Origin of the sequence: Ensifer sp. B1-9 (genome assembly GCF_050474445.1) — a bacterium.
Lineage (GTDB): Bacteria > Pseudomonadota > Alphaproteobacteria > Rhizobiales > Rhizobiaceae > Ensifer.
Genome location: NZ_JBCHVG010000015.1, coordinates 12878 through 27459 on the forward strand (window position 1 = coordinate 12878; position 14582 = coordinate 27459).

Annotated in this window: 11 protein-coding genes; 7 read left to right on the forward strand and 4 right to left on the reverse strand. The window is 60.6% G+C overall.

Translation table 11 applies throughout. The features are described 5' to 3' along the window. Positions 1 to 15: 15 nt before the first annotated feature. From ACQ5BM_RS26205 to ACQ5BM_RS26215, 3 genes are all read right to left on the reverse strand, one after another. Positions 16 to 675 (reverse strand): calcium-binding protein, encoded by a 660-nt coding sequence (locus tag ACQ5BM_RS26205; protein WP_334198563.1) that lies wholly within the window; start codon positions 673 to 675, stop codon positions 16 to 18. Positions 676 to 968: 293 nt separating this feature from the next. After that, positions 969 to 2387 (reverse strand): HlyD family type I secretion periplasmic adaptor subunit, encoded by a 1419-nt coding sequence (locus ACQ5BM_RS26210; RefSeq protein WP_429817682.1) that lies wholly within the window; start codon positions 2385 to 2387, stop codon positions 969 to 971. Then, positions 2384 to 4129, reverse strand: a complete 1746-nt coding sequence (locus ACQ5BM_RS26215; RefSeq protein WP_429817684.1) for a type I secretion system permease/ATPase — start codon at positions 4127 to 4129, stop codon at positions 2384 to 2386. The genes ACQ5BM_RS26210 and ACQ5BM_RS26215 overlap by 4 nt, the downstream gene beginning before the upstream one ends. A gap of 232 nt (positions 4130 to 4361) precedes the next feature. Here ACQ5BM_RS26215 and ACQ5BM_RS26220 point away from each other — a divergent pair, with 232 nt between their 5' ends. The 7 genes from ACQ5BM_RS26220 (at position 4362) to ACQ5BM_RS26250 (ending at position 14221) form a co-directional block, all read left to right on the forward strand. Further along, positions 4362 to 4934: a MarR family transcriptional regulator gene (locus tag ACQ5BM_RS26220; RefSeq protein ID WP_429817970.1), complete on the forward strand. Its 573-nt coding sequence runs from the start codon at positions 4362 to 4364 to the stop codon at positions 4932 to 4934. Between the two features lie 45 nt (positions 4935 to 4979). After that, positions 4980 to 6233 (forward strand): glycosyltransferase family 4 protein, encoded by a 1254-nt coding sequence (locus ACQ5BM_RS26225; protein WP_429817686.1) that lies wholly within the window; start codon positions 4980 to 4982, stop codon positions 6231 to 6233. Between the two features lie 176 nt (positions 6234 to 6409). Further along, positions 6410 to 7882: a DUF6212 domain-containing protein gene (locus tag ACQ5BM_RS26230; protein WP_429817688.1), complete on the forward strand. Its 1473-nt coding sequence runs from the start codon at positions 6410 to 6412 to the stop codon at positions 7880 to 7882. Continuing rightward, a complete protein-coding gene (locus ACQ5BM_RS26235; protein ID WP_429817690.1) occupies positions 7869 to 10550 on the forward strand; it encodes a glycosyltransferase in 2682 nt (893 codons plus the stop codon). The genes ACQ5BM_RS26230 and ACQ5BM_RS26235 overlap by 14 nt, the downstream gene beginning before the upstream one ends. A 38-nt stretch (positions 10551 to 10588) precedes the next feature. Next, entirely contained in the window at positions 10589 to 11767 is a 1179-nt protein-coding gene (locus tag ACQ5BM_RS26240; protein ID WP_429817692.1) for a polysaccharide pyruvyl transferase family protein, read from the forward strand. Positions 11768 to 11919: 152 nt separating this feature from the next. Continuing rightward, positions 11920 to 13092: a polysaccharide pyruvyl transferase family protein gene (locus ACQ5BM_RS26245; protein WP_429817694.1), complete on the forward strand. Its 1173-nt coding sequence runs from the start codon at positions 11920 to 11922 to the stop codon at positions 13090 to 13092. Between the two features lie 7 nt (positions 13093 to 13099). After that, a complete protein-coding gene (locus ACQ5BM_RS26250; RefSeq protein ID WP_429817696.1) occupies positions 13100 to 14221 on the forward strand; it encodes a glycoside hydrolase in 1122 nt (373 codons plus the stop codon). Between the two features lie 37 nt (positions 14222 to 14258). Here the strand turns inward: ACQ5BM_RS26250 and ACQ5BM_RS26255 are convergent, their stop codons facing one another. Then, the gene (locus ACQ5BM_RS26255) at positions 14259 to 14501 is read right to left on the reverse strand and encodes a hypothetical protein (protein ID WP_429817697.1); all 243 of its coding nucleotides are present in this window, start codon (positions 14499 to 14501) and stop codon (positions 14259 to 14261) included. Positions 14502 to 14582 lie beyond the last annotated feature (81 nt).

Sequence of the window (14582 nt, forward strand, 5' to 3'; positions counted from 1 at the left end):
GCGCACCGGTCAATCTCAATGGATCGTGAAGTAGTGGTTCGGGTTGGCCTGGATGTCTTCGGCATCGGCATTGACGAGCGTCAGAGTGTCGCCATGGCCGAAATCGATTACCACGTTGCCGCCAACCTGGGTGACGCGCGATGCCAGATCTTCCGGAGAAGAGATGTCGAGACCGTTGATGTCCTTCGAAACCTGCAGCAGGTCTTCGCCGGGCGTGAAGTCGAGGATGACGTCGTTGCCGCCACCGCCGTCAAAGACGAACACATCGCTGCCTTCGCCGCCAGCCATGACGTCGTCGCCGTGGCCGCCGTTGATGATGTCGTTGTCGGCACCACCGAACAGGATGTCGCTGCCGCGGCCACCCATGAGCAGGTCGCTGCCGCCGCCGCCAATGAGGATATCGTTCCCATTGTCGCCGTAGAGCAGGTCGTCACCCTGGCCGCCAAACAGGACATCGTTCCCGTTGTCGCCATGGAGAACATCGCTGCCCCAGCCGCCGAACAGGGTATCGCTGCCGTTACCGCCGAACAGCAGATCATCACCTTCGTCACCGAAGATGGTGTCGTCGCCATTGCCTCCGTTCACGAAGTCATCACCGCTACGAGCATGGATGAAGTCGTCAAAGCGCGAGCCAAAAAGGGCGTCATCATACGCGCCGCCTTCCAACGTGGCCATATGCTACTCCTCTTAGTTGTTGCTTACGCTCATCACTGGCCTGAAAACCTTGGATGAGCGCCGCGACATTGCACTGCAATAAAACAGAAGGCAACAGCAAAAACAAAAGAAATACAGATGTACTGTATTATTGTTTTCTACCTAGGATGTATCTTGTGTGTCATTTTGATGTTTATCCCCACGATATAAGGGGTAAGTATCTTTGGTATTACTTGGAATTAAATTCAAAATTAGAAGCAAAATGCCGGCGAAATTGAATTTCGCCGGCGGCTGCCGAATTTGGATCTCTTGCTTCAGTCTTCGCGAAATGCGCGGTTCAGGCTGTCCGCAATCGGTGAGACCATGTAGTCGATCGCCGAACGTGGCTTGTGGACGATCAAAACCTCGGCGGGCATGCCTGGGTAGAGCCGAATGTCAGGGTTGGCGCTAAGCGACGAGGGCGCAATGCGGGCACGCGCCACGTAGTAGGAGACATTCGATTTCTCATCCACCGACTGGTCGGCCGCAACATAGCTGATCTCGCCGTCAAGAGGCAGATGCGTGCGCTGGTTGTAGGCCGTCAGCCGAATCTGCGTCTTCGAACCGATGCCGATGCTGTCGATGTCGCGGGTGCCGACATGCATTTCGACGAGAAGCGGTTCGTCCTCGGGCACAATATCGAGCAGCGGCTGGCCGGCCGAGACGGCGCTACCCGGCGTGCGTAGCTGAATATTGGTGACGATACCCGCCTGCGGCGAGCGGATGTCGAGACGCGTCAGGACGTCCTTGGCGGCGACCAGTCGTTCTTCGACGTCGGAAAGCTCGAGCCGGGCCGTGGTGATTTCCCCGGCAATCTCCGACTGGAATTCATTCTCGATCCCGGTCAAGCCGAGCTCGGCGCCAGCTTCCGCCTTTTCGGCTTGGGCCTTGTTGCCCGCAAGCTCGCCGCGGGTTGCGGCCAGTTCGCTGAGCTTGGCGTCGATCTCGATCAGCTTCGAGCGCTGTGCGTATTCTTTCTCGACCAGTGTGGCGATTGATGTGCGCTGTTCGGAAATGAGTTCGATTTGGCGGTCGGTTGCGCGGATCTGCTCCGTGAGCGATTTCGCTTTTTCGGAAAACTCCTCGATCGTCTTGCTCTGAACCTCCAGGCGGCCGGTTTTGGCTTCGCGGCGCCTGTCGAAGAAGTTCGTTTCCGCTGTGATCGCATCTTCGGCCGTAGCGTCAGATGTGGCGGTCAGGTCGTTCGGAAAGGCGATTGATTGCGATCCCGTCTGCTCCGCCCGCAGGCGCGCAAGTTTTGCGATCAGGCCGATGCGGCGGCTTTGCAGCGCCTGAAGGTCAGAGCGTGCGCGCGTGTCCTCCAGCTTGAGCAACGGCTGCCCAGCCGCAACCCGATCCCCCTCCTGGACCAGGAGCCGGTTCAAGATACCGCCTTCGAAATGACTGACGGTCTTGCGTTTCGAATCGACCACGATGGTGCCGCTTGCGACCGAGGCACTGCTGAGCTCCGTCGAGAAAGCCCAGCCGAAGAAGCCGCCAAAGGCGACGAGAATCGTCGTGAGCCCTGCAAGGAACACGCCGCGCAGCGGAGCGGTAGCGCTGCTTTCCGCATCGATCTCCAGCCCGTGCAGCGGATGGGGCCGGTCGACGATGGCAGGCAGGTTCTCCGGGCCACGCGTTGTCACCGCGTTCTTTGAACCCTGCGCGATCGGCAGTTTTGGCTTGTTCGTCATGCGGTAGCGCCTTCCCGTCTCGGTTCGCCAGGAGTCATGGATGCGACAACGTCGGTGCGCGGTCCGAACTGGGTGATACGGCCGTTTTCGAGGACGAGCAGTTTGTCTGCCGCCTGCATGATGGTCGGCCGGTGGGCGATCATGATGACGATCGCGCCGTCGTTGCGGGCCTTTTCGATCGCGCGAATCAGCGCGCGCTCACCGATCGCGTCGAGGTTGGCGTTCGGTTCGTCGAGGACGATCAGGCGAGGGCGGTCATAAAGGCAGCGGGCGAGTGCTATTCGCTGCCGCTGACCGCCGGAAAGTGTCAGATGGCCGTCACCGACAGGCGTATCGTATCCAAGCGGCAACCGGCCGATCATATCGTGCACGTCGGCAAGGCGGGCGGCCTCGAGCACCTTTTGCGGCTCACCTTCCTCCATGCGCGAGATGTTGTCGCGGATGGTCCCTTCGAGCAGCGAGACCGATTGCGGCAGGTAGCCGGTCATCTGTCCGAACGAGGAGCGCTCCCAGAGATAGACGTTGTTGCCGTCGAGGAAGACGCCACCGGTGGTCGGCTTCAGAATACCGACGAGCAGGCGCGCGAGCGTCGACTTGCCCGCGGCCGACGGGCCGACAATGCCGAGCACCTCGCCAGGAGAAAGCGTAAACCCGATACCCTTGATGATCGGAACATCGAGGCCGGGAGCGGCGTAGACCAGCTTGTCGACGACGAGATCTCCCTGAGAACGCGGCTGCGGCATCGTCTGGCGTACGGCCAGATCTTCCTTGAGCGCCGCCTCGATGCGGCGCCAGCTCGCGATGGCGAGCACCCATTGGCGCCAGTTTTCGATCATCGAATCAAATGGGGCGAGCAGGCGTCCCGTCAGAATGGTTGTCGCCATCATCGCGCCGGGAGAAATTTCCTGCTTCATGACGAGGATTGAGCCGGTGGCCAGTGCGGCCGCCTGGATCATGAAACGCAGCGAACGGGTGATGGAGGCCATCGCCTTGCTTCGGCTGCCACTGACTTCAAGCGCATCCAGTGCGTGCAGTTGCGCCGCGCGCCAGCGGCGGGCGAGAGCCGGCAGCATGCCCATCGCCTCGATGGCCTCGGCATGGCGCAAGCTCGCACCAATTTTCGAGACGGCCTCGATATTGGCTTGATTGGCCTCTTTCATCATCCGGCGAGTCAGCAAATCAGTCAGCAATCCACAACACACGAGCAGGGCAATCGAAATGGCGCCAAGAAGGCCGAACATTGGGTGCAGCGCGAAGAGCACGCCAAGGAAGATCGGCGACCAGGCGGCATCGAGCGGCGCGCTGACGGCTGAGGTCGTGAGAAAGCTGCGCAGCTCCGCCAGGTCGCGCAGCGACTGGGTCGCGCGGGTCAACCCTTGATCGGCGGCCGCCTGAACGGCAGCCGTCAGCACCGGCAGGTTCAGCCAACGCACGACCGCACTGCCCATCGCCTGGAATGTCAGCGCCCGGATATATTCGAGCACGCCATAGATGATGAGCGCGCCGACGACCAGAATCGTCAGCATGGTGAGCGTGTCCATGCTCTGGCTGTTGAGAACCCGGTCGTGCACCTGCATCATGTAAAGCGGCGTCGACAGCTGCAAGATGCCGATGCAAGCGCTCAGCACCGCTGCATAAATAAGTGCCAAAACGAACACGCGGCGCGCCTTCAAAATAAGCAGCCGTGGATCATTTGCTCCATTTTGCGCCGTCTTTGGCCCAATTTGGTTCTTGCTAATCATATTGCCTCGTTTGCTGTCACGCGTGGCGATTTTCTGGATAAGTTCGTTGGGGTCTTGAGCGAGCTATTTTGTTTGTTATCACTTAAATCACAGTGTTGCCGTGACAAGTGTGACACAATAATGGTGGAATGCTCAAGATAATCATATTCGGGGGGAGTAAAGGGGGCCGGAAATTGCTTCAAAATTTGAAGCAATTTTTGAATATTGTAGTAATGCTTAGTTGGAGAGAGGGATGAATCAAAAGATTCTCTATCCGTTCGCAGACTTTGGCGGCGCTGTTGCCATCCGCCCCGGGGATGACGCAGTTGGTAGTGCCGCTGAACACGAAAATATTGGCCAGGAGAGCGAAGCCTCCGTGGTCACGTATTTCGAGCTGGCGCGGATGATGGAGCGAGCCAGCAGACGCTTTACCGGCCTGTTACGCGCCGAGCTGACGAAGCTTGGTGTCGACGATATCGGCCCGGCGCAAGCCATGGTCTTGCTCGCGATCGGCGATGCGGAAGTGTCCGTCGCGGAGCTTCTGGATCGAGGCCACTATGTCGGTTCCAACGTTTCCTACTATCTGAAACAACTGGGCGATGGGGAATACATCGACCGGGCTGCATCGCAGCGCGACCGGCGTTCGGCGCGCATCCGGCTTTCGGAGAAGGGCAAGAAGCTCTGCGATTCGCTCCGCAAAGCCGCCGGCGCTTATGAGCGGGTGCTCAGTCACGGCGATCAGGACCGACGCAATCTCGAAACCGCATTTCAAACGCTGCACCGGCTTGAGCTGGTTTGGGGGAATGCGACGCGCTACGGCATTTGAGCCGCAGCGCGAACGCTCTCCTTTCATCGGCAAAAGGCTAGGAACATGCACGTAGCATTTGTACACCGGCGCGGCTTCTGCCAGTTCGCCGCTCTCGCGGCCCATTTGGCGCAGACGGGAAACGAAGTAACCTTGGTAACGGAAACCGTGGATCAGCGGATTCCGTCCACCAGGGTCATTCGCCACAGGGCTGAGCCAGGACCACAGGCCAATGCGCAAATGGCAAGGCATTTGGGCGTCCCGGACCATCACGTCCGGATAGGTCATCGGGTTGCAGAAACCTTCGAAGCGATGGCCAAGCAAGGCCAGGTGCCCGATGTCATCGTCGGGCACACCGGCTGGGGCAGCATGATGTTCGTCAAGGACGTGCTGCCGAATGTTCCAGCACTCGGTTATTGCGAATTCTTCTACCGCGCCGAGGGGGCGGACATCGGTTTTGCCCCGGATGACCAACCCGATTCGGACACGCGAAAGCGGCTGCGTCTGCGCAACATGGCGCAGCTTCTGTCGCTGGAGGCGCTGGATGGCGGCATCAGTCCGACCCAATGGCAAAGAAGCCTCTATCCGGCAGAGCACCGCGGACGCATCGCCGTCTGCCATGAGGGTGTGGATACCCGTGTCTTTCGCCCGGATGCATCGGCCTCCCTCAAGCTTCCGGATGGGCGGGTTCTGAAGGCCGGCAGCCCGCCGATCGTCACTTTCGTCGCCCGTGATCTCGAGCCCTATCGCGGTTTTCCACAGGCGCTTGCCGCGGCTGCGAAAGTCGCACGCGAGCACCCCGACGCGCTCTTCGTGTTCGTCGGGGGTGATGGCGTCAGCTACGGCGCTCCGCCGCCGGGCGGAGGCTCCTGGAGAGACTATCTCCTCCAGACCCTGGATGTGCCGGCCGACAGGTTTTTGTTTCCGGGCGTCGTGCCGCATGCCGTGTTGCGGCAACTCTTCCAGATCTCTGCAGCCCATATCTACCTGACCTATCCCTTTGTCCTTTCCTGGTCGGTGTTGGAAGCCATGGCCTGCGGCGCACTGGTCATCGGGTCGGATACCGCCCCGATTAAGGAAGTGGTGAGTTCCGGTCGCAACGGCATGCTCGTGCCGTTCTTCGATACGGACGCGCTCGCGAGCGTCGTCTCCGAGGCGTTGCGGCATCCGGAAAAGTATACCGAGATGCGTGCGGCCGCCCGTCGGACGATCGAGCAGCGGTTCAGGCTGGGTGATTGCATCGCCCGACAGATGATGTTGCTGGATAAGGCAACAGGCAGTGCCTCGACCTCTAATATTTCACTGGTTTCATCTGCATAATACTTCAAAATCCGAAGTATTATTTCACGAGAAACACAAATATAACTTATTGTGCACTGCAAATAACCTTGGTATGATTTCCGTAGAAGGTTGAATTCGCCGATTTATTTCGTCTCGGCGAGTTCAACCTCAGAGGGAAGTTGTTCATTTTATGAAGGTGGCGCGTGCAAGAGTTGATGTCTTCTGGCGTGAGGTATTCGCAGGCGAAGCGAAAGCTGGTGGTGGCATCGGATCGCGACAGGGCGAGTGTCGCGGGTAGCGGCATCGAGCACCTGGTCCATTTCCTTCCCGCTGGGGATCGGGAGAAAACCACGCTCGAAAACGTATTCCCGCTGATCGGGCTCGCCTTCTCAAAAGAGGGGGAGGAGGACCTTGCGGAACGGCTCGTCTCGCTCCGTGCGCTGGGCACCGTGCCGGAATTCCCGGTCAAGCGGTTGAGCGCACACACGGCGACGGAAAGTGCAGCCCTCATTCAGGCGCTCGTCGATGGCGGTGTCGGGCGTCTCGCGCGCTTTTCGAGTGCAATCACCTCGGAACTTGCGCTGTTGCGCCGTGAGCGCGAAACGCTGCTCGAAAACTACCGTGCGCTCGAAGATGCGTTCCAGGCCCGTAACTGGGAGCCGGTCACCGAGGTCTTCGCGCATGACCCCTATGTCGATCCGAAGGATGAGGGCATCGGCCATCTGATCGCCAATGCCTTCGTCGAGCAGCTCTTGCCGGTTTCCAGCCATGGGGTGGCCGGCATTGCGCTTCACTTCAATTCGGTTCCGCGGGACGGCGGCGAACTGGTTGTTGTCCTGAGCTATGTCGAAAGCGGCGAGGGTGTGGCCGAATGGTCCGTGCCGTTTTCGCAGCTGGTCCCAACGTGGAATTTCTTCGCCCTGCCGCGCACCTGCGGTGGCGGTGCCAGAACCCTGCGGGTGAGGGTGTCGACGACCGGTTCTGAAACCATCGGCCTTTCACTCGGCTATCCCATTGCCAGCGAGCATTACACGGCGCGCTCTGAAACGCGTCACGCCGACCTCGACCTGCGTCCGCTCGCCTTCCGTATCTACACGGGTCTTCCCGGCGTCAAGCCGGCTCGCATGCCCAACATGATCGCGCCAACAGCGTTGCTCGACGGCCACTTCATCGAGGACTACCGCCTGTCGGTGGATCTCTTGAGCCAGATCGTCGATGTTTCCGTCACGCCGGTGGTTCCGGAGTTCCAGACGGTACGCTTCCTCGAGCACGAGCACGCAGTGGTCTGCCATCCGCTACCAAGCGGCGTGTCGGCCGGCGCCATTGGCCGCGCGGTGGAGCCCGGAACCATATCGTTTTCCGCAAGCGCCATCGTCGATCATCCGAAGGGGGCACCAGCGGCCGTCAGCTTCCTGCTTGCGCCCGCCAATTCGAACGCGCGCTCGGAAGTTGCCGAGCTCGCCCGCAAGGGTTCCGCCAAGCCTTCGGCCTTTTTCAGTGGCTGGCGCGAAGTGACGAACCAACAGCCGATCAACATCAATTTCCAACTGGACGAGCCGGTGCGCCAGCCCATGGATCTGATGATCCTCAGCCGTGCGGTCACCGACTCCGTCGATTTTTCCTGGCTCAAGGTGTCGGGCTTCCGGATGGTGAAGCAATCGGGTGGTGCATCTCATGTCCAGCAATAGCGATCCTCGCGACCTTATCGCAATTGCCATGCCGCTTTACGGGCACGCGGCACTGGCACTCGAGGCAATCGAATCCGCTTTGGCGTCGGTGCTTTCAGAGTGCCGGATCGCCATCGTCGTCTCCGTCGACGGCGATCCGCGGCACGAAACCTTCGATCAGTTGTTGTTGTTTTCTGCCGCCCATCCCGACATCCATGTGGTCTTTGGCCGCAATGCGGGGCCGGGCGGCGCGCGCAATCGCGCCATCGACTATGTGCTCGAAAACCTCTCCGAAGCGAAGGCGGTCTATTTTCTCGATGCCGACAACCGCGTTCTGCCGGGAACGATCGAAACCCTTTATCGGCAACTGCGTGACAGCGGCGCGGGCTGGGTCTACACCAACATCGATACCTTCTCGGTGAGCTGGCGGGCCCATTACGGCAACCACTATTCCAGACTGGTTCACTGCATCACCGACAACATCTGCGACACTGGCTCGATGATCTCCATCGATGTCTTCCGGGAGGGCGTTCGTTTCAACGACGACCGGCAGAACGGTTTCGAAGACTGGGAATTCTGGCTTTCCTGCGTCGAGCACGGTTTCGTCGGTACGCCTTGCCACGAGACGACTTTCGAATACCGGCTTCGCGCGGAAAGCCGCTTCAAGGAAGCCAATCGCGACCGGGCGACCTCCGTCAGCTTCCTCCGGAAGCGTCACAGGGCGCTCTTCCAACGGCCGATGCTCGTCGACTTCGAACACGAGGAATGCCCCCGCTATCTCTTCGCTCGCACCGAAGACGCGGCAATCTCGTTCTTCACCGACCCGACCAAACAGCCGAAGCGGTTGCGCCTCGACGACATCATTCCGGCCTTCTGGGCAAATACCGGCGAGCCGGACAACGTGCACTTTCCACCCTTCGTGATGGCCGGCAGCGGCGCGACGATCGATCTGCTCCTGCGCTCACGCATGTTGCCGAACGTGCTTTGTCATCTGGAGCGCTTGAGCGAAAAGGCCAACGTCGTCTTCGTCCATCTCGGCAACGACGCCACGCAGCGCAAGATCGAGCCGACCTTTCGCGACGCCGGATCGGAGCATGTCGGCCAGCCGGATCTCATCTTCATTTCGACCGCGCTTCTGCGCGACGTCATCCGCAACAATGCGCTCGACTGGTTCGCCTCAATCGGCAGCCAGCAGGTCTGGCCGACGTCGGCGGTTCTCAACGTGAGGTTCCCGTTCCCGCGGGCTCTGCCGCGCCGGACGCTGATTACGCCGCAACAGGTCATGATCAACTGCGTCAACGCGATCGCCACGAGCCCGCTGCGCCGCACTGCGGGCCGCCGCTGGACCTGGCGGCCGCCGCGCCTCATGCCCTATTCCGATCTGCACAAGGCCTTGCGTACGGAAATCGGCGGTTCGCCGGTATTGCCGCTCGGGCACAGCGAAGCCGGAAAGAAGACGGCGGCCCTGCTCGTGCCGAACGCCTCCTTCGGCGGTGCTGAGAAGGTCATCTATGCCGCTTCCCGCGAATTGCGCGCCGCCGGCTATGAGACACATCTGTTCGTGCTCGGCACCAGCCGGATGGACGTGATCGACGAATTCGATGCGAGCTTCGACTATGTTCACTTCTGGGATCAAGGCATCCCGGCCTGGGGTGGCTCCGGTTCGTTCCTTGGGCAAGACTTCATCGCCGAACATCATGAGGTCGACTGGGGCGCGCTGAAGGGGCAGCTTTCGGGCTTCGACCTCGTCATCAACAACCACGTCATGGCGATGCACCCGCTGATCGCCCGCCTGCGCTCAGAAGGCACGCGCACAGCCTGCTATCTGCACGTCGTCGACAACACGCCGTTCAAGCGCCCCGCCGGCCAGCCTTTCGCAGCGATCGCGCATGAGCATTGCTACGACGTCTTCCTGACCTGTTCGGAACAGCTCAAGTTCTATCTGCACAGCTTCGGTGTGCCGCTTGAGAAGATCTTTGCGGTTCCGAACGGTGCGAGCTTCTCGGTCCCGCCCAAGGTGCTTGCGGAGGTGCTGCAGGTGCGGCGGATCGAACGCAAGGATGATCGGTTGCGGCTCCTCTATATGGGCCGCCTCGACCAGCAGAAGGGCATCGACCGGCTTGCCGCGACGATTGCGGAACTGCGCGCAGCACATGTGCCGTTCGACGCGCGTGCAATCGGCGGCGAGATCCTCGCCGACGCCAGCTTCTCCTGGACGGACCGGCTCAAGGAGCTTGGCGTCGACGTGCGTCCGCCCGTCTTTGCCAGCCGGGATCTGATCAAGGCGCTCGGCTGGGCCGACGTGCTGGTCATGCCGTCGCGCTGGGAAGGTGCGCCCTTGATGATCGCGGAAGCACAGCAGCTTGGTTGCGTTCCGATCGCAACCGCCGTCGGCGCGGTGGACGAACTCATCGTCGATCGCGAGGACGGTATCCTGATCGACGCTCCTTCCGATCCGCAGGTGGTACGAGACATGGTCAAGGCAATCACTGAGGTTGCCCGCGACCGCAACCTGCTCGCCCCCATCATGGAAGGCTGCCTCAGAACGGCGGCGCGACGCGCCTGGCCCAATTCCTTCGCGGAATTCCTCGGCTGGTGCGACGGCGCCGTGAGCAATTCATCTCTTTCGCGCGCCAAGGTCATCCGTGCGCGTGAGGCAACCAATACCGGCGTTGCAGCAGCAGTTTGAGCGCGCCGGGCGACTATTCAACGAGAAGGGACATACGCATGCGTCCAAGAATCCTCCTGACGGGAATTCCTGGTCATTACACGCGCCTCGCCAATGGCGCGAATGGCCTGTCGGTTTCCTATTCGGAACGGCAAAAGCAGCCCGAATCCAAGGACGAGTTTCTTCAGGAGCTTCGCAACATCAGCAACACCGGTAACTATCTGATCGGTGAGGGGGCCTTGCGCGCCATCGCGCCGCACGCCAAGCAGATTCCGTTCTGGCACCTCTATAATTGCCACAAGAACGGCACCGGTTTCGAAGAGTTCAACAACAACTTCGATATTTGCGTCTTCACCTGCGCGAACCTCTTGCGCAAGGGACTTTCCGCGGATGCGGAGGCTGATGTTCTGAGCAAGCTCAAGATGCCGATCGTCATGCTCGGCATCGGCCACCAGAACCGCAAGGATCTGGAAACCGGCCTGCCGGAAGGAACGAGGCGGCTGCTCGACGTCCTGAAGGACCGTGAACATTATTTCCTGACCCGCGGCTATGAAACGGCCGGCTACCTGAAGGACCAGGGCTTCAAGTTCGTTCGGCCGACTGGTTGCCCTTCGGTCTACTTCGCGCCGAACAACATGCGCGCGTCGATGCGCAAGCTGCCGAACGTCAAGATCGGCCAGGCAAAGACCATCTTCTCGGGCTATCTCGGTGCCAATCACGATTGCATCGTCGATGCCCTGGCCTTGAACCCCGAGGGCGCGAAGCCGCAATATGTCATCCAGGACGAGTTCCTGCACTTCGACATGAAGGTCGAGCCGGATGCCGATGGCAGGGTTTTCGACTCCTGCTCGGGCAAGATGCTCGGCGATCTCACTTTTCCGGGCGCCGACCGCCAGAAGGTGCCGTTCGACGTGCGCACCTTCTTCGACACCAACCAGTGGCGCGCCTGGGCCTCGCACATGGACTTCAACTTCGGCCGGCGGTTCCACGGCTCGATCATCGCCATGCAGGCGGGCGTTCCCAGCCTGATGGTGGCGGTCGACGACCGCATGCGCGAAATGCTGGGCTTTACTGGTCTGCCGGCGGTCGACGTACAGGAGCTCGAAAAGGCGGAAAACCGCGCGCAGTTCGTCGCCGACCATCTGGCCGGTCTGAACGCGTCGGAACTGGTTGACCGCTACTCCGACCGCGAACGCAACTTCCGCACGGTGCTGCGCGAAATCGGTATCGGCCAGTAATCGCATCGGCCTCGGGTGCATTCGCACCCGAAGCATGAATGCGATCGATTTCATAATGTTCGGGCGGAAAGAGGAAGACCGCACATACATCTCCTCATTCCGCCCGCGCTCTTCGTCAACTCTGTCGGTCAGTCCACAACTCAGGTGTATCGATGCGTATCCTGCTCACCGGAATCCCTTCTTATCTCCAGCGTACCGTCTCGCGCGTTTCCGGTGCGACGGTTCATCACAAGCCTTACTTCGACGACATCCGAAGCAAGAAGGAACTGATCGACCAGGTTAAGAAGATCGCCAATACCGGCAACTACCTGATCGGCGAGGGGGCAGCTTACGCCCTGCGCGGACATGATGTGACCTATGTGCCCTTCTGGCACCTGGCCAACAGCCGCGGAGCCAATGACGTCTATGATGCGCTGAACAAGGAATTCGACATGTGCGTGTTCGCCTCGGCGAACCTCTTGCGTCCGGGATATTCAGCCGATCTCGAAGCTGATGTTTTCGAGAAACTCAAGATGCCCGTGCTGGTGATGGGCATCGGCATCCAGAAGCGTGAGGGGCTCAGGGAGAACCTGCCGGCCGGCACATTGCGTTTCCTCGAGGTGTTGAAGCAGAAGGAAAGCTTCTTCCTGACCCGGGGCTATTTCACCGCGGAGTTCCTCAGGGCCGAAGGCATGAAGTTCGTCAAGCCGACCGGCTGCCCTTCGCTCTTCTTCGCACCGAACGAGATGCGGCGCTCGCTGACTTCTCTTGCCAATGCGGATCTGGCATCGGCCCAGAAACTCGCTCTCGGTGGCTATCTCGGCAGCGTCGCCGACACGATCGTCGATGCCCACGCGCTCTTAAAGCCCGATGGCGTCGCAAGCTACGTCGTCCAGGACGAGGTTGTCGCCTATAACCTGACGCTTCCCGTCGACGACAACGCCCCGGTCTACGACCGCGCGAGTGGACGCATCACCGGCAAAACCGAGTACAAGCATCAGGAGAAGTGGCAGAGGCAGAACGAACTCCTGGTGTTCTTCGACACCAACCAATGGCGCGCCTGGACCTCGTCCCGCGACCTCTGCATCGGCCGGCGGTTCCACGGTTGCGTCATCGGCATGCAGGCGGGAACGCCGTCGCTGATGATCGCTGTCGACGACCGCATGCGGGAGATGCTCGAATTCATCGGCTTCCCCTATATCGAAGCCGGCGTGTGGAACCGTGAAGGTGACAAGCGCACCCATCTTGCCAACTTCCTGTCCAAGATCGACGCACAGGCCGTCACCGAGCGGTACTCGGCTTGCGAGGCGAACTTCCAAAGTGCGCTCAAACAGGTTGGGATCTAATCGCCACATGAAAAGGGCAGCGCCATGGGCGCTGCTTCTTGCCGCCCAGATTTCCTTGGCGGCGATCGCTTGCGCCCCTGTCGCGTTGGCCGAGGACGCGGGTTTGGCGCGCTACGGGGTCAACCGGCTCAACCTCGCCTGGCTCGACCGCGGGCAACAGGAGCGCGTTCTCAAGGAAATCGCCGACAGCGGCGCTACGCATGTGCGCCTTTCTCTATCGCGGCCGGTCGACAGAAGCATCGAGGCGGCCGCTATAGCCAGCCGGCTGGGACTGCGCATCCTGCTCGAGATCCAGCTTGCGAACACAAGCTACTATGGGGATGCGGTACGGCCGCGGAGCGGCCACGGGCGCATCTGGGATATCAACCGCCTGTCCGATCTGGATCTCGATCGGTATCGCGCAGGTCTTCGCGAAGCGATCGCGCGCCTCGATGCCCTCGGCGTCCGCCTCGAAGCGGTGGAACCTGGAAACGAGATCAATCTTGCCGGCTACAACGGTGACCTTGCCGTCTATCCAAAACCCGGTCAGCCGACGCCGCGAACCCTCGCCGATCTCAAGGATCGCGCAGCCTTTGAAGAAGGCCTGGACCGCTACGTCGAGGTGCTAAGGATCACCCGGGACGAGATGCGCAAAAGCGAAAAAAGCAGCGGCGCCGCCATCGTCTCGGCCGGCCTCTCCGACATCAGTGCCAAGGAAGCGGACCGACAGGGCATGGAGCGGCTTGATCCGGCTGAGGTGATCGCGCTTCTGCAGGCCCGAGGGATGGAGCAGCTTGTCGATGCCTATGGCATCCACATCTACCCCGCCCGCAAGGATCCGAAAGCGATCAGATCTATCGTCAGCAAGCTCCTCGATTTCTGCAAGCCGTCGGAGAGCGGCCGGCCATGCTGGGTGACGGAGTGGGGGATCGCCAACACCGCGCGTACTTGTCCTGTCGATGATCGTCAGCGTGAGGGGGCGATGGCGGCCATGCGCATGGTCTTTTCCGACTTTGCGAAGGCAAAGCGGCTGGATGCAGCCTTTTACTATGACTGGGACACGCAGCAAGCCTATCGTTTGTGGCGCTGTGGTTCACTAAGTCCGGCGGGTGCCATGGCGATCGCTCCGGAAACAGATGATCCTCGTTAGCGAGGCGCCCCAGTTGGGCGGGCTCCAACCAAGTCCGTCAGCGACGCGCAGCACGGCTCGCTGCGGGCTCGAGGCCCTTGCCGCGATATGTGACCGGAATGCCGAGCTCCTCGTGGGTCCGTGCCAGTGTCTCGAGCCAGGTCGCAAGCTCTTCCGGCACTTTCTCCTCGCCGGTCTCCATCGCCTCTATCCATGCCAGGTTGCAATGGAGGGCGCTCGCCAGATTGATCGGCGTCCAACGAAGAACAAGAAGGCATTGGGTGAAGCGGGCGGGTGTCATTGGTCGTGCTCAAGGTTGCATTGTGGAACGGATGAAGCAGGCTTTACACGCAGAAATAAGTCAAGGTGATGACTTGTCGCG